General features: G+C 58.9%; 14 protein-coding genes. 7 read left to right on the top strand and 7 right to left on the bottom strand.

Annotation, left to right across the window (positions count from 1 at the left end; all coding sequences use genetic code 11):
• Positions 1–323 precede the first annotated feature (323 nt).
• Positions 324–2273: a DUF3604 domain-containing protein gene (locus tag G3256_RS03455; protein WP_169639506.1), complete on the top strand. Its 1950-nt coding sequence runs from the start codon at positions 324–326 to the stop codon at positions 2271–2273.
• Between the two features lie 53 nt (positions 2274–2326).
• On the top strand, positions 2327–2785 hold the full coding sequence (locus G3256_RS03450) for a hypothetical protein (protein ID WP_169639505.1): 459 nt from the start codon (positions 2327–2329) through the stop codon (positions 2783–2785).
• 75 nt (positions 2786–2860) lie between these two features.
• Here G3256_RS03450 and G3256_RS03445 read toward each other — a convergent pair whose 3' ends face one another.
• From G3256_RS03445 to G3256_RS03435, 3 genes are all read right to left on the bottom strand, one after another.
• The gene (locus tag G3256_RS03445; RefSeq protein ID WP_169639504.1) at positions 2861–3868 is read right to left on the bottom strand and encodes a HupE/UreJ family protein; all 1008 of its coding nucleotides are present in this window, start codon (positions 3866–3868) and stop codon (positions 2861–2863) included.
• An 8-nt stretch (positions 3869–3876) separates the two neighbouring features.
• Positions 3877–4728 (bottom strand): peptidyl-prolyl cis-trans isomerase, encoded by an 852-nt coding sequence (locus G3256_RS03440; protein WP_169639503.1) that lies wholly within the window; start codon positions 4726–4728, stop codon positions 3877–3879.
• 171 nt (positions 4729–4899) lie between these two features.
• The gene (locus tag G3256_RS03435) at positions 4900–6177 is read right to left on the bottom strand and encodes an oligosaccharide flippase family protein (RefSeq protein ID WP_169639502.1); all 1278 of its coding nucleotides are present in this window, start codon (positions 6175–6177) and stop codon (positions 4900–4902) included.
• A gap of 181 nt (positions 6178–6358) precedes the next feature.
• Between G3256_RS03435 and G3256_RS03430 the strand changes: the two genes are divergently transcribed.
• From G3256_RS03430 to G3256_RS03410, 5 genes are read left to right on the top strand one after another with little or no spacing between them, the layout of a single operon-like run.
• Positions 6359–7534, top strand: coding sequence for a glycosyltransferase family 4 protein (locus tag G3256_RS03430; protein ID WP_169639501.1), 1176 nt, complete (start codon positions 6359–6361; stop codon positions 7532–7534).
• Positions 7531–8616 carry a glycosyltransferase family 2 protein gene (locus G3256_RS03425; protein WP_169639500.1) on the top strand — a complete coding sequence of 362 codons (1086 nt, stop codon included), beginning with the start codon at positions 7531–7533 and terminating at the stop codon, positions 8614–8616. Before G3256_RS03430 ends, G3256_RS03425 begins: the two co-directional genes overlap by 4 nt.
• Positions 8613–9554, top strand: coding sequence for a glycosyltransferase family 2 protein (locus tag G3256_RS03420; RefSeq protein ID WP_169639499.1), 942 nt, complete (start codon positions 8613–8615; stop codon positions 9552–9554). The genes G3256_RS03425 and G3256_RS03420 overlap by 4 nt, the downstream gene beginning before the upstream one ends.
• Positions 9551–11128 carry an alkaline phosphatase family protein gene (locus G3256_RS03415; RefSeq protein WP_169639498.1) on the top strand — a complete coding sequence of 526 codons (1578 nt, stop codon included), beginning with the start codon at positions 9551–9553 and terminating at the stop codon, positions 11126–11128. The genes G3256_RS03420 and G3256_RS03415 overlap by 4 nt, the downstream gene beginning before the upstream one ends.
• Positions 11115–12713: a GMC oxidoreductase gene (locus tag G3256_RS03410; protein WP_169639497.1), complete on the top strand. Its 1599-nt coding sequence runs from the start codon at positions 11115–11117 to the stop codon at positions 12711–12713. The genes G3256_RS03415 and G3256_RS03410 overlap by 14 nt, the downstream gene beginning before the upstream one ends.
• 27 nt (positions 12714–12740) lie before the next feature.
• On the opposite strand, the gene G3256_RS03405 is transcribed toward G3256_RS03410, so the two are convergent.
• The 4 genes from G3256_RS03405 to G3256_RS03390 form a co-directional block, all read right to left on the bottom strand.
• Positions 12741–14237 carry a glycosyltransferase family 8 protein gene (locus tag G3256_RS03405; protein WP_169639496.1) on the bottom strand — a complete coding sequence of 499 codons (1497 nt, stop codon included), beginning with the start codon at positions 14235–14237 and terminating at the stop codon, positions 12741–12743.
• Between the two features lie 126 nt (positions 14238–14363).
• Positions 14364–16001 (bottom strand): ArnT family glycosyltransferase, encoded by a 1638-nt coding sequence (locus G3256_RS03400; RefSeq protein WP_169639495.1) that lies wholly within the window; start codon positions 15999–16001, stop codon positions 14364–14366.
• Positions 16002–16128: 127 nt separating this feature from the next.
• On the bottom strand, positions 16129–17139 hold the full coding sequence (locus G3256_RS03395; protein ID WP_169639494.1) for a hypothetical protein: 1011 nt from the start codon (positions 17137–17139) through the stop codon (positions 16129–16131).
• A gap of 7 nt (positions 17140–17146) precedes the next feature.
• Complete coding sequence (locus G3256_RS03390; protein ID WP_169639493.1) at positions 17147–18124, bottom strand: glycosyltransferase family 2 protein; 978 nt, start codon at positions 18122–18124, stop codon at positions 17147–17149.
• Between the last annotated feature and the right edge of the window lie 689 nt (positions 18125–18813).

The following is an 18813-nucleotide window of genomic DNA, read 5'->3' as shown; positions in this document are numbered from 1 at the left end:
GTAGTTCGGTTGCCAATAGTCGGGTTGCCTGACCACCGGCGTTTCCGGCTGCCCGTGTCTGCCAGTCGCCAGCGCCAGGTAACAAAGGCACGGGCATTCTGGCCGGGTGACCCTGTCATACAGCCTGAAACACCTTTCACAAAGTGCGCAGGCGATCTGAAAACAGGCTGACCTGCCCGCTGACCGGCGCAGCAGAATAGCCGCGCTGCTGTCATCGGACACTCTCTGACAGGACGGCAAAACCTTTGACTCAGAGCCGCGGGCCATCCTATCGTTCTCCAGGTCCTGGCAGATCTGCAAAGCTGCATATGAGGAGAGACCCGATGAGACGAGCTGCGAAACTAGCAGGTACGGCATTGGCGCTCATTCTGACGGCGTCCCTGCCCGTCAGTGCTCAGACGGCCACAGGCGATGCCGGAACGCCTGATGCGTCCAAGCTGGAGGGCGCGTTCCCGGGCAGAGCCTATTCGCCCTATGCCGGTCGTAATTTTCCGGACCGTCCGCTCTTTGGCGACACGCACCTGCACACTGAGATATCTATGGACGCCGGCGCTGCGGGCGCCCGGCTCAGCCCGGCGGATGCCTACCACTTTGCGAAGGGTAATGAGATCACCGCGTCAACCGGCCAGCAGGTCCGCCTGTCCCGCGCGCTGGATTTTCTCGTCGTCGCGGACCACTCCGACAACATGGGCTTTTTCCCCAAGCTGCTCGCCGGGGAACCCGCGATGCTGGCCAATCCGACAGGCAGGAAATGGTACGATCTGATCCAGGCCGGAAAAGGTGCCGAGGCAGCGATTGATATCGTGACACAGTTCTCCGCGGGCACTTTCCCCGAAGAAATTTTGTCACTCCCCGGCTCTCCGGCATATAAATCAACGTGGGAGCAGATCGTCAAATCAGCTGACGATGCAAACGATCCGGGAACATTTACCGCGTTCATCGGCTATGAATGGACATCGCAGGTCCCTCCCGGCAGCAACATGCACCGAAATATCGTCTATCGCGACGGGGGCGACTTTGCGCTGCAGGTCCTGCCCTACGTGACCCTGGCCCCGCTTGGCAGCAACAATCCCCGCGATCTGTGGAAATGGATGGAAGCCTACGAAGAAAAGACCGGGGGCGATATTCTGGCGATTGCGCATAACGGCAACCTGTCCAACGGCATCATGTTTCCGGTCGTAGAGTCCTACGACGGACAGCCGGTCGATGAAGCCTATGCGCAGACGCGTGCCAAATGGGAACCGCTTTACGAAATTACACAGATCAAAGGCGATGGCGAGGCGCATCCCTTCCTCTCGCCAAACGATGAATTCGCAGACTTCGAGACATGGGACAAAGGAAACCTTAACGTTTCCGCCCCTAAATCTGATGACATGCTGCAGTATGAATATGCACGTGAAGCCTTCAAAAACGGGCTGGTGCTGCAGGAAAAACTGGGCGTGAACCCGTACAAATTCGGGGTGATCGGTTCAACCGACGCGCACACAGGGCTTGCCGCGGTCGAAGAAGAGAACTTCTTTGGTAAAGTCTCCAGCATGGAGCCCTCGCCGGAACGGACGTCTAACCCGTTTATGAAAACCGATGTGGCCACGATTATGGAATGGGAAGTTGCCGCCGCCGGGCTTGCCGCGGTCTGGGCCACCGACAACACGCGGGAAGCCATTTTTGATGCGATGGAACGGCGCGAAACATATGCCACCACCGGCACGCGCATGGCGATCCGTTTTTTTGGCGGCTGGGAGTTTGAAGAAGATGACGCCCTGAGCCGGCTGCCGGCCCATGTGGGATACACCAAGGGCGTGCCCATGGGCGCAGACCTGCTTCCCGGCCCGGAGGGTGACGCCCCGACCTTCCTTGTCGCGGCATTGAAAGATCCGATCGGCGCCAACCTTGACCGGATCCAGATCGTGAAAGGCTGGGTCGATGCGCAGGGCGCAACACAGGAAAAGGTCCATGACGTGGTCTGGAGTGACATGGATACCCGACAGCCCGACAGCGACGGAAAAGTTCCCACCGTGGGCAACACGGTCAATGTCCCTGCCGCGACCTTTACCAATGAGATCGGCGAACCGGAGCTGATTACGGTCTGGACCGACCCGGATTTCGACCCTGATCTGCGCGCGTTTTACTATGCCCGGGTCATCGAGATACCGACGCCGCGGTGGCCTGCCTACGATGCGGCATTCTATGGCCTCGATCTTGCCGATGAGGTGCGTGTCGTCATCCAGGAACGCGGTTATGCCGCGCCCATCTGGTACGAACCGGGTCAGTGACCGACAGCGCAAAAAGCTCTTTCGGGGCAAAGGTCTTACATGAACTTCGCCAGATGCTGCCGCCTCTTGTTTTCTTTGGCGTCGGTCTCAGTGCTCTGGTGGCGACAATTGACCTTCTCGCAAAGAGCGACGGCATTGTACCGGTATCTTATGTCTCGGCCTGCGTCGGCGCCCTGTTGATCTCGAAAGGTGTCCTCCTCGCAGAGTTCCTGCCATTTTTTGATCGTTTCAGCTCTTCCACACGGCTTGCGCTGATTTCCTGGAAGGCTTTGTTGGTTTTCCTTGCCACCACATGCCTGCATGTTCTGGAGCGTGTCATTTCGGCCGGTCGCCACGCCTCTGACATTGAAAGCGGGGTTGCCGCCGAGTTGCAGACCTTCAGCTGGGCCCATTTCCTCGTTGTTCAGATGTGGCTCGCAATTCTGATTTTCTCATTTGTGACAGTGATGGAAATGGCGCGCGGGCTCGGCCACCAATCTGTTCTGAAAGCGCTGTCCGATAAAGCCGGTTAGACCGGCAGCGATGCCCGCCCCGGTCCGGCGGACGGGCGACTTTCCGGCGCACGGTCCGCAACCCGGGCGCAGGCGTTACGCAAAAAACCCTGTCACGCGTTCAATGAACCAGAATGCGGAAAGCGCCCCGATAAAATAGGCTGAGCCCACAAGAAATGCGGAATTCGGAGCGCGGGCCCTGCAGACCATTGCCGGCCAGACGCACCGCAACAGCATCGCCACGCATAAAACAGCCGCAACAAATATGAGCTGTCCCAGTTCTACGCCAGTGTTAAATGCCAGCAGCGCAAGCGGGATATCTGTTTGTGGCAGACCGATGTCCGCCAGCGCGCCCGCAAAACCGAACCCGTGAAGCAGGCCGAAGCTGAAAGAAACGGCCCAGGGATAACGCTCTGACAGGCGCTCCTGATCCCGTTTCTGCTGCAGGATTTCCGAGGCGAGAAACATGATTGAGAGGGCAATCACAGCCTCGACCGGCGGTCCGGGCAACGACACCCATTTCAGCGTCGCCGCAGCCATTGTGATGCTGTGTGCGACAGTAAACGCGGTGATGGCAAACAACAGACGCCACCGGTCACGGATAATCAGGAGCAGTGCAAAGACGAAAAGCAAATGATCAATGCCGCCCAGAATATGCTCGACCCCCAGTGGTATATAGCTGCGCAGCACCGACAGGGCAGAAGGGTTCGCGGGGATGACAAACCCGGTCTTCTGCGGGGTCAGGCGCTCGCTGCGCACCGGGCCTGACGCCGGCCGGTAGCGCACAAGCACATCCGTCCGCGTGGTCTCCAGACCTTCTATGACAACCGGCTGGCCATCAAGGCCGCCCGCGCAGGTCGTCAGCCAGATACTGCTCCAGACCCTCCCGTCATAGCTCGGCGGTGGCGGCGAAGCCATGTCACAAGCCGCAGGCAGTCGTACGTGAATGGACATCGGACGACCCGCTACATCGGGTTTTTTCCAGACGATCCGAAACCCCGCGTCGGACATCTGTGTGATCTCAAGATACCCCGGTTGCAGGGCATGCGCCGCAGCGGGGCCCGTGTGCATGATCAGGACAAACAGGACAAACAACACCTGCATTGCCGCCCTCACTGCGCGGCCTCCGGCGCGTCCACTTCAATAGTGTATTTCTCAGCAAGCGCCTTGAACATATCTGTCATCGACGCCTCAAGATCGTCCCGGCGCCAGTCTGCTATGACCTGCGGGCGAACACTTTTCAGCTCAGGTGCTACAGGTTCTTTGCGGTGCGTAATTCTGACAAGATGAAGCCCGTATCCGGATGTAACCGGCCCGACCCAGTCACCTGTCGGAAGCTGCGCAAGAGATCCGGCAAATCCCTCGCCGAACCGCGCAGTGATCTCCCTTTCCGTTGACAGTTCCAGTGCACCGGGCAGCAATGAACTTTGCCCGGCCAGACTGTAATCCGCCCCGTCGTTCAGCATCACAAGAAGCTCGCCGGGGTTCGGGTCCGCGTCACCGGCCTGCCCCAGGTAGACCTGCTGAAAAGCATATTGCGGGCCGGTCGAATACTGCGCTTTGTTGCGCTCAAAGTATGCGCGCACCTCATCTTCACCCGGCTCCCGGATCTCAGCGACAGACTGAAGAAGGAACTCCATCTTCTGGTATAACCGCTGTCGGATGATCGTGTCGTCCTGATCAAGTGAAAGAAGAAGCGCCTCCCGCACAAATATCTCCTCACGGATACGGGCATCGATCAGCCGGTCGGTTTCATCGTTGTCGGGCGGACGCGTCCAGACAGCTTCAAACCTCTCGCGCATCTGTTCGATGTCGGCCTCGTTAATCGTGATTGTGAGCCCCGGAGTCATGGTCTCCTCAGCCGGTGCAATAAACTCAAAAGCCAGAAACAGCAGAGCACCCAGCAGCAAAAAGCGCACAAGCGGTTCACGGGCAACTCTGGACACTGTGTTTAATTTTTGCATCAGACGTTTCAGACTACTGGCGCTTCATACTGATAACGTTTGAAGCCTTCCGGCAAGTTCTAATGCACCGGAGAAGGGTCGCAGTCGACTGCCTGGCAAAGATCAGGGGATGGTTCAGTTCACGGCTTAGCTTTTGTGAGCCGGTTGCCTGCTTTTCTCCGTACATGCCGATCAGAGTATTCGGCGCTCCGCTATGCGCGCCATCAGAAAGGCGGTCAGAACCGCAGTTCCCGCGCTGCTGCAGGCGGCGCCGGCGATACCATAATGAGAGGCCAGAAAGAGCGTCAGCAATATATTCAGGATTGCCCCTGCTGTGCTGATCAGTGCCACTGCTTTCTGCTCATCTCCCATGGTCAGAAGCGACATCGCCGGGCCGAAATAAGCCGCCACCACATGACCTCCCAGCAGAATGAGCAGCGCCGGATAAGCGGCGACATACTGCGGCCCGAAAAGCCCAAGGACCGGCTTGCCCAAAACGCTGAGGGCCAGGGCAATGGCGATAACAGCGGCAAGCGTCGCAAGCCGGGCGGTACGATAAAACCGCCTCAGCTCCTCATCATCCTTCCTGCCCATGAGAGCGGAAAGACGGGGCTGTGACACCATATTTGTTATAACCAGCACAAAGCCGGCAAGCGTCGCGGTCCGCACGGCTGTCACATAAAGAGCAACCTGTTCAGTCCCCAGGACAAGGCCGACAACAATACCATCGCCATTGATGCGCAGCATCTGCGAAAGGCTTAACCAGAAGAGCAGAAAGGCGACGCTGTTCCATCTGCGGCGTTCGTAAAGCGGCGGCACCTCCGGAAGCGCGCGGGCAATGCGCCTCCGGACGACAACATTCTGCACAGAAGTAACAATGAGGTATGCCGCAAGGCAGGCTGCGATATAGGTGCCGCTGGTGGTGACCCCGTAAAGATGAGCAAGCACGGCGCCGGCCGCCAGCAGGACCAGAGGGCGCCCGATCTGCTCTGCAATAGTGGACATGCCCATCCATCCCATCGCACGGGCAACAGCGGAATCGATATTGAGCAGGGTAAGAACCGGAACCGCAAAGAGCGCTATACGCAGGCCGGGCAGATAGGGCGAGTTCTCCAGAAGCAGCTCGAATGCCGCCCAGGCGATGAGCGAAACCACCCCTGCGGAGATCAGCACAACCTGTCGCGAATGGCGGATTATACCATGGGCCATCCCCGCCATATGCTGATCATTGTATCTCGCCAGAAAACGAACACTCGCCGCGACGTAGCCAAAGCCCGCAACGGTCGAGAGGATCGCCACCCACATCCATGCAAAGCTGAAGATGCCGAAATCATCCGTGCTCATCCAGCGCGCCAGCATCACCTGGGTCGCAAACAGCAGAAAGCCGCCGCTCAGCCGGACAACAGACATAATCCCGAGATCGCGGAAAAAGCCGGGCACAGGGAGCTGAAGGGTCGGGCGCATTGTCATCACCGCAGTCCTTTTCACGCGCAGTGCACGGCCTGTCTGTGAAAAAGGACGCAGCGCTGAATCATGCTTTCCTGATTAACATAGCCATGCCGGATCTATTAGCTGTATGATCGGGAAAAATCTCAGGTTTGTTAATCATGTACCGGTACCGGACCGGCTGAGCGAAGGAGGCCAGGAGTGAGTGCTGGATGAAAGCTCCAGATCGTTTCGCATTGCGATGGTCGCCGCATGCCCGTTCCCGCTCGACCGTGGCACGCCGATCCGCATCGAGCGCATGGCACGCAGCCTTACCGGGCGCGGTCACAAGGTGGACGTCTTTACCTATCATTACGGCGGAGACCGGCCCGATGACGGGCTTAATATCATCCGTATCCGTGGCTCGAAGCGATACGCACGGACTGCGCCCGGTCCGAGCCCGACCAAGCTGGCCCTGCTTGATCCGCAACTGGCCTGGCGCCTTTACAATGCCACCGCCGGGGTACGATACGACATGATCCACGCGCATCATGTCGAGGGCCTGCTGGTGTCACAGATGGCGGCGCGCAGGCGTGGTCTGCCGCTCGTCTTTGATGTTCACGCGCTGCTGGGCAGTGAGCTGCCCTTCTATCGCACGTCATTGCCATCAACTCTTGTGCGCCGGGTCGGGCGCGTGTTTGACCGGATACTGCCCGGGATGGCAGATCATCTGATCACGGTTTCAGGTGAAATCGAGCAGGCCATTCTGCAGCAGGGAAAACTGTCGCAGGCGGATATCACCTGCATACCCAACGGTGTGGAGCGCGAACTTTTCGCTTCAAATGAGATCACCCCTGCGGATCAGCCGACAATTGTGTTTGCCGGTAATTTCGCACCTTATCAGGGGATCGAAAACCTGCTTGAGGCCTTTGCGCTTGTGCGGACGCGTGTGCCGGATGTGCGACTGGTTATGCTGAGCGGGTCTGACTTCGCGCCCTACAGGGCACAGGCGGACGCCCTGAACATATCTGATGCCATCGAGTTCCGTTCCGTCGCTTTGTCAGACCTCGGCGACAGCCTCGCGAAATGCGCGATTGCAGTAAATCCGCGGATCGACTGCGCCGGCCTGCCCCAGAAGCTGCTGAACTATATGGCCGCGGGCTGTGCCATTGTAAGCTTTGAAGGCTCGGCCAAACATATCAAAAACGAAGAGAGCGCGCTGATCGTGCCCGACGGAAGCATTGATGCAATGGCACGTTGCATAGAGCGGCTCATCAGGGATTCCGGACTGCGTCGGAAGCTGGGACAGCGCGCCCAGGAAATTGCACGGACGGAGCTGAGCTGGGAGCAGGCCGCCGCCCGCATCGAAGCTGTTTACACAAAACTGCTGGCCGCGCGATGACGGGACTGATTGATACCAGATCTGACGTCGCAGTCCTTGCGATCAATTTTAACAGCGGCGACCGGATCCTGCGTGTCATACGCGCGCTGGCAGAGCAGGAACAGCGTTTCTCACGGGTCCTGGTCGTCGACAATGCATCAGAAGACGGCAGCGATCAGAAGGTGCAGGAGGTGTTTCCGGAGGTCGAGATACTTGCGATGGGGCAGAACGCAGGCCTGTCCAAAGCACGAAATGCCGGTCTTGAGGCGCTCGATACGCCCGTTGTCCTGATGCTGGATCACGACATCTACGTGCAGCCGGGCTCTGTCACCGCGATGCTGGACGCGATGCGCACATCGAAATCACAGGTCGTGTGCCCCCGCATTCGCCTGCAGCCGGAAAAGAACATCGTTCAGGCTGATGGCGCGACCGCGCACTTTGTGGGCACCCTTGGGTTGTGCAACGCCTACCGGACGCTCGCGGACACCCCGGCGACATCAGGACCTGTCGACGGGTGCATCGGCGCCTGCATGCTTGTCGCGCGCGACGAGGTGCTTGCAGCCGGTGGGTTCGAGCCCATGATGTTCTTTTACTTCGAAGACCTCGAGTTTTCACTGCGCATGAGAGCTCTGGGACATCAGATCTGGTGCGAGGCGGGTGCAGAGGTCCTGCATGAACGCGGCGACGGGACGCCTGGTCTGTCCTTCCGCGGGAAGGGCACATACCCCGAGCATCGGGCATATTTCTCGATGCGCCACCGTTTGCTGACGATTTTTCTTCACTACCGCTGGCGGACCATACTGCTCCTGGCGCCGGCGCTGGTGCTATATGAGCTGGCATCGCTGGTTTCAGCAATCGGCATGGGCAAACCCCGCGCATGGGGGAAGGCCTGGATCTGGCAGGTTCAGAACCGGCGTGAAATCCTCAGGCGCCGGGGGTGGATCCAGAGCAGAAGAGTACGCGGCGACCGTGATCTGCTTTCGGGGGGTCCATTGCCGCTTGCTCCCGGTTTTCTGACCAGCCGCACACAGAAGTCGCTCGCACATGGTTTCAGTCTCCTCCTCGACGGTTACTGGCGCCTCGCACGAAGATTTGTCGCATGACGGCGCCGGGTACCGAACAGCCGCTCTCTGTGTCGGTTGTTATTCCGTGCCGTGGCCACGCAAAGGAGCTGGACGCCTGCCTTCGCAGCCTTTTGCAACAGGATTATTCCGGCAGTTTCGAGATCATCGTTGTGGATTCTGCAGCAGACGACGCGGTGCTGGCAGCAGGCGGTCGCTATGAACAAGTCCACATCCTGCGCGATCCGGGCGGCCTGTTACCGGGCGAAGCGCGCAACCTTGGTGCCAGCAGGTCCAGGGCCAGATGGCTGGCCTTCATTGACGCCGACTGCGTCGCACAGGCTGACTGGCTGCGCGAATTACTGCGGCCTCTGCAGCAGCAGATGCACCTCGCTGCCGGCGCCGTTGGCCAGGCCCGGCACTGGCACCCGATCAGCGTTATCGATAATATGATGCAGTTCGCAGGACAGTCCCCCCATCAGCCTGCTGAAAGGCACAAGATCGTCGCAAGCTGTAACATCGCCATCTCACGCCGGGATTTCGAGCAGGTCGGAGGGTTTCCCGCGACACAGGAAGCCTGCGGCGAAGATGTCCTGTTCTGCTATGCCGTGAACCGGCAGTGGAAGGACGCGATTTTTTTCACGCCTGCGGCCTGCGTCGCACATCAGGGACGTGCGACATGGCGCAGCCTGTGGCACCATCAGTTCCGGTTTGGCCAGGCGCGCGGGCGGCTCATGCTGGAACTTACACAAGCCCAGCGGGCGCTAGGGCGACACACATGGGCCATCCCGGCGGTTATGCTCAGACGGCTGGGCTGGCTGGCTCAGCGGACATTTCGCAATCATCCGCTCGAAGCAGCGCAGCTCGCATTGTTTTCGCCTGTCCTGATGGTCGGGCTGGCGGCCTGGAGCCTCGGTTTTCGTGCCGGGTGCCGCGCTGAGACATTCAACCCCGTTGCATATGGAGACGGCAAAACATGACGGATACTGATCGGGCCCCGGTGATCATGATCGGACTTGATGCTGCTGAATACTCACTCATAGAAGAGTGGATGGCAGAAGGTGCGCTTCCAAACATGGCGAGCCTTGCAGGCAGAGGCAGCAGCGGACGCCTTGCATCAACGGCCAGGTGGCTAGTCGGCTCGCCCTGGCCCAGTTTCTACACCAGTTCGTCTCCGGCTGATCACGGACTTTACCACTATCTGCAATGGCGCCCGGAACAGATGAAGCATGACCGGCCAGGCAAAGACTGGTTACCGCTTGATCCCTTCTGGCGCAGCGCAGCCCGGAAGGGCCGCAGGGTTATCGCACTTGATGTGCCTCTGACCTACGCTCCTGAGACGTTTCCCGGCACGGAGATTTCAGGCTGGGCGACCCATGAACTGCTTGAAAAACCGGCATCGCAACCTCCCGACCTGTTGCGGAATATCGAACGTGAATACGGCAAACCGCCCTTTGATGCCGAGGAATCGCGACTGCTGAGCTACGCGGAAATGATAAATGTACGCGATCAGTGCATAAACACCACTGAGCTGGTCAGCCAGGTCTCGGTTGATCTTATGAAGCGCGAGGACTGGGATCTCTTTATCGTTTGCCTTGCGGCCACCCACCGCGCGGGGCACCAGCTGTGGGACGAAACCAATATCTCCGGCACTCTGACGCCCGAGCAGAAAGCGGAGCACAAAGACGCGCTGCGCCAGGTCTATATCGCAATTGATCGCGGGATCGGCGATATGCTTGAGCAGGCAGGCGGGGATGCAACGGCGATGGTCTTCTCGCTTCACGGCATGGGGGTCAACGTGTCGCGTTCTGAAGTTATGCGCGAAATGCTCAGCAGAGTGGTGGAAGACAACGCTCCGGGCGCGGCCGCCTCTGCCCATAACAAGCGCTGGGTGGACCGTTTGCGGATCCTCGTTCCGACATCCTTCCGGGCTAAGGTCAAGACCCGGCTTCCGCGCATCCTGCAGGACTGGCTCACCCTCTTCTGGCGTACCAGCAACATTGACTGGACGCGGACGCGGGCATTCAGTGCCTTCAGCGATCTCGACGGCTATGTCAGGGTAAACCTGAAAGGCCGCGAAAGTGGTGGCATTGTGGAGCCGGGAGAAGAATTCGAGGCCCTGCTGCAAAAGATAGAAGCCGGTTTACTCACTTATGCAGATGCCGACAGCGGCGAACCGCTTGTCGCGGAGACGATCAGGGCCACAACACTGTTCGGCGAAGATGCTGAGATCGCAAACACCCTCCCGGATATCATGGTCCGCTGGGCGCCGTCTTCGGCGGCAAAGCACCACCGGATAACGTCATCTCAGTACGGTGAGATCGCCTGGCCTACGCCAGGCAGGCACCCGCAGGCCCGTAGCGGCAATCACCGGCCCGAAGGGTTCCTGATCGCGGCAGGTGCGTCCGTCGGAAAGGGCGCAGGCCTGAGCGGCGCACATATCATGGATCTGGCGCCGACAGTCTTTTCTCTGCTGGAACTTGAGCAGCCGGATGATTTCCGCGGAAAGCCCCTGTTCGCATCACATCAGGAGCAGGGCCTTGGCAGGCATTGATGCGCGCAGCCATCCGGGAGGTCGCGTTGATTGTGACATCTGCATTGTCGGAGCGGGTGCAGCCGGCATCGCTCTGGCGCTGGAACTGAACGGTACACCGCAGTCTGTGGCGCTGGTTGAAAGCGGCGACACCCCTTTCCGGCACCGCCCGCAAATGCTCTATCGCGGCGAGAATATCGGCATGCCGAATTTCTCTGTCGCAAAGTCGCGCCTGCGCCGGTTTGGCGGCTCAACCACGCGGTGGGGAGGTCAGTGCCGCCCCCTCGACACGCTCGACTTTGAAAAACGGGAATGGATCGACAACAGCGGCTGGCCTCTGAGCAGGGCGGAGCTGGATCCATACTATGAACGCGCTCACAGGACTGTCTCGCTCGGACCTTATCGCTATGAACCGTCCGCTCTGTCACGGGAAGGTCTCTGCGACCTCCCGCTGGACCCCGAAGTGATCGAGACGATCATTTATCAGTTCAGCCGCCGGAAGGATTTTGCGCAAACCTATGGCGCGGCGCTGGAGGCGTCCGACAACGTTACCGTGTGGCGCAATGCCAATGCGGTCGAAATCGTGTCTTCGCCGAACGGGAATGAAGTTCAGACGATAAAGGCACGCACCTTCAACGGGCGGAAGATCGAATTCGCCGCGCGGACATATGTCCTGGCTCTCGGTGGCATCGAGAACGCGCGTGTCATGCTCGCCTCGAACAGAACGGAGAGAGCCGGCATCGGCAATCGCCACGATCTGGTTGGTCGTTACTTTGCCGATCACCCATATTTCACCGTGGGCCACTTTGAACCGTCCGGCCCGGCGTTTGATCGCAACTGGTGCGTCATAGAAAACTATGACAGCCAGGGCGACATCACCGGAGGACATGGTGCTTTCCGTCTGCCTGAAGCCGTCCAGAAGCGCGAGCAGCTGAACGGGGCCGCAGCCTATCTGATCCGACGGCCTGCTCATAAAACAGGGCCGCAGTATTACGCGCCGGCCATGCGATCCGCCAATTTCCTGATAGAAGTCCTGCGTCACTATGACCTGTCCGACGGACGCCTGGCGTCTCATGTCACACAGGCCGTGAAAGGTGCAGCCCAGGTCACGCGAAACCTTGCTCAGTCAGTCAGCCACAAGGTCGTTCCAAAGCACGTTATGAGCGTCCGCACCGTTATTGAGACAACCCCGGTCCGGGACAGTCGCGTCCTGCTCGGCCCTGCAAGGGACGCCTTTGGAATGCAACGGGTACAGGTCGACTGGCGCATCCGGGAGGATGACAAACGCGGCCTCTCTCACCTCATCGACAGCTTAGGCGCGGCAATGGCCCGGTCCGGAGCCGGAAAGCTTGTTGTGGATGACAGCCGGCTGGAGAACGGGTGGCCTGCCAGCATGGTCGGTGGCAAACACCATATCGGAACCACCCGAATGCACGAGGATCCCGCACAGGGTGTCGTTGATCCGGATTGCCGTGTGCATGGCATGCGTAATCTCTTTATCGCGGGCAGCTCGGTCTTCCCGACCGCGGGCTATGCCAATCCCACCCTGACAATCGTGGCACTGGCGATACGCCTTGCAGATCATCTCAGATCGCAGCCCCGCTGACTGTCCGTCCGGAATCGACGGTCTTCCTCAGAGCCTGATCAGGTCTTCAGCGGTTTCCGCATCTGCGATAATCGTGCAGTCTTCTCCGATTGCGGCATCTTCAGATAGCCGGAAAAATGCGACGCGCGATGCCGCAACCGCAGTCTCAGGGGGAGTGGCCGGATCAAACAGCACCGGTCCGGCAACGACCCTGTGAAAGAAAGCGTCCCAGGCATAGCCCTGCGATCTGCGCAGTTCCGCTGAGCCCTGCCCCCATCGCATCAGGCAGGCGTTGCAGCCCTTCTCCCGCAGCATCTCGCGAAACCGCAACCAGTCTGTCTTACTCAGATCCGCACAGGCCGGCAGAACAATGCACCACCCTCCCCGGCCGTAGATTTCGAGCAGATGCCTCAAATTGTCCTGACCGCCCGTGCCGGTTCCGGCAACGTGGAATAACTGTGCAATACCGGATGATCCCGCCTGTGCCGCCAGATCGAAGTCGAGTTCAGCCTCAGTGCTCCGGATAAAGAGCCGAATGTCGTTTTCGCTCTGACGCCATGAAACAGGATATCGCCTGATGCGGCTGAGCCACCGGCGACGCGAAGCTGCCATGCCGGCCGCATGGCTCCTGCATTTCCTCCGGGCTTTGCTGAGCATTCGGCGGGCACGCGCAAAAATCCGGCGATGCACGGATAAGGGAGACGGCTTTGTTCCTCGCCAGTCAGTCTGCTCGAGATAGTCCTCAAACTGTCTGAGAAAGCCACCCCGAAAACCTGCCATCCACGGTTTTCGCGATGTGTTATAATGGATGATCGCCGGATTTGCGGTATGTCTCCCGGTGTTTGTCATATCCGCAGCCTTGCTGAAGGCATGCATCGTAACATTCCAGCGGGCGTCAAGTGCAGTCCAGTCGCCCCGGGCGACAACGTTAAGCGCTTCCTGATCGTGCCAGCGCGAAACCGACTGAGCAGCTTTGATGTATGAAAAGCAACGGTGAGCCACAACCTCAGCCCGCCAGCGCGCAAGATCGATCAGCATGACACCGGAATTGAATAGTTTCTGGTCAGGCGACATCCCGACGCAGGCTGGCCGATAAATGCCTTCAGGAGATGCCGCCCGGGATGCGCGCACGGACAGCTCTGGCACCGCCGCGAATAATGCCCCCTTCAGAGAACAGGCCCAGAGATCTGCCAGATCCTCCATCACAACGAGGTCACAATCCAGATACAGAACCCTCCCCATGGCAGAAGGCAGAAGTTCAGGCAGTAACAGCCGGTAATAGGCGGCGATCGATATATGGTCGAAACCTGCTATTGTCGCGGAAAACTGCTCCAGCCGTTCAGGCGCGATCGGCAGCCAGCTGATCGATACATCACCCGCAGTCAGTGACCGTTCGACCCGCTTTCTCAGACGCACATCGATGCCCGGATGAATGATGTGGATGACGATCGGCGCTTTGCCGGCGGTTGCGCAGATCGAAGCGATCAGGACCGCAAGTGGCATAGCATAAGCAGTGTCGCAGGCAACTGCGACATGGACGGGCATTTGCAGCGTATCGTTTCCTGGTTCACTTCCCACAATCGCGATACTGTGACCCGATACGGGGCGTATTGGAACAATCTAATTTAACGCCATACCCGGAACCGGCGCCGGCAGCGCGGTTCGGTGCTGTTACCCGCGGTCTTTGTTAAACAGGCCTGTTATGTCAGCGCAGCGCTCCGCGTCTGTGGTCATCGTCTCCCAGTAGAATGCATCCACCTGAGGTCGGGCGCGGATATCAAAGGATCGGAGCGTCGTATCCGGCGCCAGGGCGTCGGCGACTGCGGTGAAAGAGGACTTTAATTCTGCCCGTTGGCCTCCGCTGATGATGAACAGACCAGTCGGTGTGCACGACAGAACGGCCCTGATCGAGGCAGGGTCACTTATCACGGGAAGACCCGTGCGGAAATCGGTCGAGAACTCCGATCTGTCGGAAAGCTCGGACAGTCGTGAAGAACTGACGGTCAGATCTGCGCGCCCCAGAAAATAGAGCGCATAGAGCTCCTGATTGCTTGCAACCACATCTGCCTGGTCGATCCAGGGCCGGACCGTCTCGGCCGCGGCCTGCCACGGTTTCTGGTCTTTGTCCCCACCCGTCAACATCCCCGGTGCCGGAAGAAACGCGAGGGCAAAGACGCCCGCCACAGCGATAGGCCCCCATGTGATCGCAGAACCTGATAACCGACGTTGCACTACGTCAGATCCTGAACGAACAGCGCGTTTCAGCATCCGGTGAACTGCAGGAACGATGACGGCTGCTGCCATGCCAAAGACCGCAAACATCAACGGCATGACATAGTAAATATAGCGTCCGGATTTCATCCCTGCGAGCGAATGCAGCAACAGGCTGATGCCGAATATCACCACGCAGAACACCCCCGGCCGCGGGAAGCGTGCGATAGCAATCATCGCGGCAAACGGCATCCACGGCCACAGCAGCGGAAACTCGTAGTACAGCAAACGGGAGTAGTACAGTTCCTCGTTCCGGCGATGAGCGACCCACTCGGGCGCCCAGCGGAACTTTGTCAGATAGTAATCCGGAAGGCCCGCCTGCCACATCAGCGCCGCTGCCGCACCAAAACCGCCCAGCAATGCCAGCAGGATCACGTTCTGGTACCGGTGCGCCAGGATCGCTGGCAGTGCTAAGAAAAGGAAGACCCAGACCCCCAGACCAACAAGTCCGATGATCATGATCTCCTGAAGCCTGAGGGCGAGTACAAAGAGGATGACGGCAAGGGATGCCAGCAGGATCTTCGTCCGGATCGCACGGGCCTCATACACAGCCGTGTAAACAGCGACAAAGCCGAGAAAGGCAACAAGCCCGAACGGCGCATAAAACCTGATCATCTGCGACACTTCGATTCCGGTCGGCCATAAGATCGCCATTGCGGCGGAAACCAACCCGGCGGTCCGGCCGGCAAGGTGCCGTACCCAGACAAAAATCCCGGCAACCAGCGCGGACCCGAACAGGACCGACGTCAGGCGCCCGGCTTCGAGGCTCTCGCCGAAGACTGTGAAAACAATGGCGATCATTCCTGTGTAACCGAGCGCCCGTTCATAGAGGCCGCCCAGAATACGAGGTTCACCGTACTCAATCAGCCCACGCGCCGCGAGCACATGATAAAGTTCATCGAAATGAGGCTCGGCGGACAGATGTAAAAGGCGCGTTGCAGCGGCGAGCAGAAAGACAGCGACAGTCGCCGGGATCAGGGCCAGCGCGGACCCCGTTTCAGGCGCTTGGGCATCACGGTGCAGATCATTGCCGGACATCAACAGCCTTTCGGGCGGGCCGTGAAGAACGCGGGAGCACGGCACAGCCCTGAATCCTCGGCCGGATCACATGGGGCGCCATGCGCGGGCTTTGTCCTGATCGCGGGTGATCCTGGTTTTTCAGTATTCATTCGTCTGATCGCACAAGCTTTTCGATTTCATCAACCTTGCGCCGCCGCATCGAAGTATAGACGATGATTTCCCCGATCAGACCGATCGCGATGATCTGCACCCCGAGGACAATGAAAAGCACGCCGATAACAAATGCCGGACGGTCGGCCAGCGACGTGAGGCCCAGCAGGCGTTCGATGATGAGATAGCCGGTCACAAAGAAACCGATCAGAAAAAGCGGGCCGCCGATCGCGCTGAAAAAGCGGAGCGGCCGGTCGAGAAATCTCATCAGAATGAACAGCATCAGAAAGTCCGCCGTCGCAACGAAGTGGCGCTTCAAGCCAGGCTGCCAGACCGACCTTTGCGGCAGACGGGAATCCTCAGCAGGTACCTGTCGCTCGGCCACCCTGAAGCCTCGCCATTCCGCGATAAGTGGCAGGAAATGCTGTCGGATTCCAAGATCTGTAGCCTCGCGGAATACCGCGCGCCTGCCAAGTCGGAGGCGGCAGAAAAGGTCGCTGTAGTCGTGGCCGAAAAATACTTTGATCGCGCGTTTCAGAACCCACCGGCGCAGGCCCCGGTGATGCGCGTTTTCGCTGACGCCGATTACAAGATCATGCCCTGCCAGCCCGTCAAACAGTGCGCGGATGGTATCGGCGGAAGGCGCATGCCATCCGGGCAGTGTCAGGATCAGGTCGCCTCTCGACCGTGAAACCGCAAGTTTCAGGCTCCAGTCTTCGCCACCGGCGGAGCTTGCTTCAAAAGCAAAGAGATCAGACCAGTCAAAGCCTGCGTCCTGAGCCGCCTGAACCGCCTCGCGCGTTTCAGCACCTCCCACAATTATAAATTCAACCGGATCGACGATGCCCTTCATCGCCTCGCGACAGGCATTGAGATACTCGAGCGGATCGTTTTCCCTGTCGAATGACGGGACGATGACAGAAACGCTTTCAAGCCCTGACAGCTTCCCGGCATCTGCGTCCGCCCGACCCGAAATATCCGGCTTTGCCTGCACTATGGACGACACGATGCGATCACTGCTCTGCTACCGGGTGAATGCGTTCGTCCTGCCCGCAAACCACCTCATCATCCAGCCGTTTACCGGCGTTTATGCCTTCCTGTGCAAGCGCAATGGTGACGCCGGCCATAAAAAGAAAGACAGCTGCCGAACCGATGAGCATTGAAACCGTCAGAAACACCTGGCCGGATCCCTCCGGTCCCAGCATCGACGCCGTGATGGTGACGATGAGTATCAGGACAGCGGTTGCACCCGCACCCCCGAAACAGGTCAGGGGACGCGCCGCAAAGCTGATGATCAGGCGCACAACCAGCAGGTCGAAGAAAACCCGGTAAATCCGTGCCAGACCGTATTTCGAAGTTCCGAACTGCCGGGCGTGATGGCGCACACCGACCTCGACCACACTGACCCCGCCCGGGATCGACATCGACGGAATAAAGCGGTGCATCTCAGAATATAGCGGCACCTGTTTGATCGCCTCCGCGCGGTAGGCTTTGAGCGAACACCCATTGTCGCGGATCGGTAAACCGGTGACACGGCCAATCAGCCAGTTTGCAACGACCGACGGCAGTTTGCGCGTCAGGAACCTGTCCTGGCGTCTGATCCGGTATCCGGCGGCAATGTCATGACCTTTGCTGATTTCCCCGACAAGCAAAGGGATATCGCCCGGATCGTTCTGCAGGTCTGAATCGAGCGTCACGAGGATGGGCGCCCGGGCAAGGTCGATCCCGGTTGCCATGGCACGCGTCTGTCCGAAATTCCGCCGGAATTTCACTCCTGTGACGCGGCTGTCTTTCTGTGCAAGCTGCTCGATGATCGAGAACGTTGAATCAGTGCTGCCGTCATCGACCAGGATGAGCTCAAAATCCGGGATCACCGGGTCAAGCGCGACGACAACCTGCTCGTAAAAGAGACCGATGCTTTCTGCCTCGTTGTAGGCCGGCGCGATGACAGAAACGGCAGGTCGGTCTGCTTCTGGTGAATGATTTCTCACGACGAGCAACAATCCCTGTATTTGTCAAAACAAATCAGATTTTTACCTGAGTTACTGTATCAGCGTTTTTGCGCAGGTCACCAGAATGTTTTGCCTGGCAGAGTGCCCGGCCGTCTGAATATTACAAGGCCGGTCCGGGCTATGGGTGTGACTGATCTGATCAGGACAACCTGAGGATGAAAAAGTCTTTGCGCCTGTGCGGGCCGGCTTTCGGGACACATGCGTTCGCCGGGCCCTTGCGGCCACAGGGAAAGAACTCTCGCAGTCTGAAGATCCCGCATCTGCGGTGCCTTCGTCAGGATAATCCGAGCCCGTAGCATTTCCTGAAAATGTCCGATGTTACCGACACAGCCGCGAGGAAACGGCGCAAAGGCCCGAGTTCACCACTGTGAGCAAAGGCACTGCCCGGAAGGCCTGCTAAAATCTTTGGAAACGGGGAGGTAACGGGCCGGGGATCATCCATACCATCATCTTTTCCGGCTGTTTAATCAGTGCGTTTTAATGTCTGAATTAAATTTTCCAGGTCCAGTACCTCTGAAAGACTTAAATCCGGCGATCTGGGCGCCAGTCAGGCAACGCCACATCAGGTCGACCCTCCGCACATCAACAACCGGATCAGGACAGCCATCACAGGTTACCGCACAGAGCAGATTGAAGGGGGACTAGGGCTGCCTTGTGCGCAAGCGAGG

This window comes from Roseobacter ponti (assembly GCF_012932215.1).
GTDB lineage: Bacteria > Pseudomonadota > Alphaproteobacteria > Rhodobacterales > Rhodobacteraceae > Roseobacter > Roseobacter ponti.
The sequence above is the reverse complement of the archived record's forward strand: the minus strand, read 5'-3'. Positions and strand labels throughout refer to the sequence as shown.

Coding starts and splice junctions, on each gene's coding strand:
- G3256_RS03435 (WP_169639502.1), bottom strand. CDS start 6,177: ATGACAATGCGCCCGACCCTTCAGCTCCCTGTGCCCGGCTTTTTCCGC.
- G3256_RS03455 (WP_169639506.1), top strand. CDS start 324: ATGAGACGAGCTGCGAAACTAGCAGGTACGGCATTGGCGCTCATTCTG.
- G3256_RS03420 (WP_169639499.1), top strand. CDS start 8,613: ATGACGGCGCCGGGTACCGAACAGCCGCTCTCTGTGTCGGTTGTTATT.
- G3256_RS03450 (WP_169639505.1), top strand. CDS start 2,327: ATGCTGCCGCCTCTTGTTTTCTTTGGCGTCGGTCTCAGTGCTCTGGTG.
- G3256_RS03405 (WP_169639496.1), bottom strand. CDS start 14,237: ATGCCCGTCCATGTCGCAGTTGCCTGCGACACTGCTTATGCTATGCCA.
- G3256_RS03440 (WP_169639503.1), bottom strand. CDS start 4,728: ATGCAAAAATTAAACACAGTGTCCAGAGTTGCCCGTGAACCGCTTGTG.
- G3256_RS03445 (WP_169639504.1), bottom strand. CDS start 3,868: ATGCAGGTGTTGTTTGTCCTGTTTGTCCTGATCATGCACACGGGCCCC.
- G3256_RS03415 (WP_169639498.1), top strand. CDS start 9,551: ATGACGGATACTGATCGGGCCCCGGTGATCATGATCGGACTTGATGCT.
- G3256_RS03425 (WP_169639500.1), top strand. CDS start 7,531: ATGACGGGACTGATTGATACCAGATCTGACGTCGCAGTCCTTGCGATC.
- G3256_RS03400 (WP_169639495.1), bottom strand. CDS start 16,001: ATGTCCGGCAATGATCTGCACCGTGATGCCCAAGCGCCTGAAACGGGG.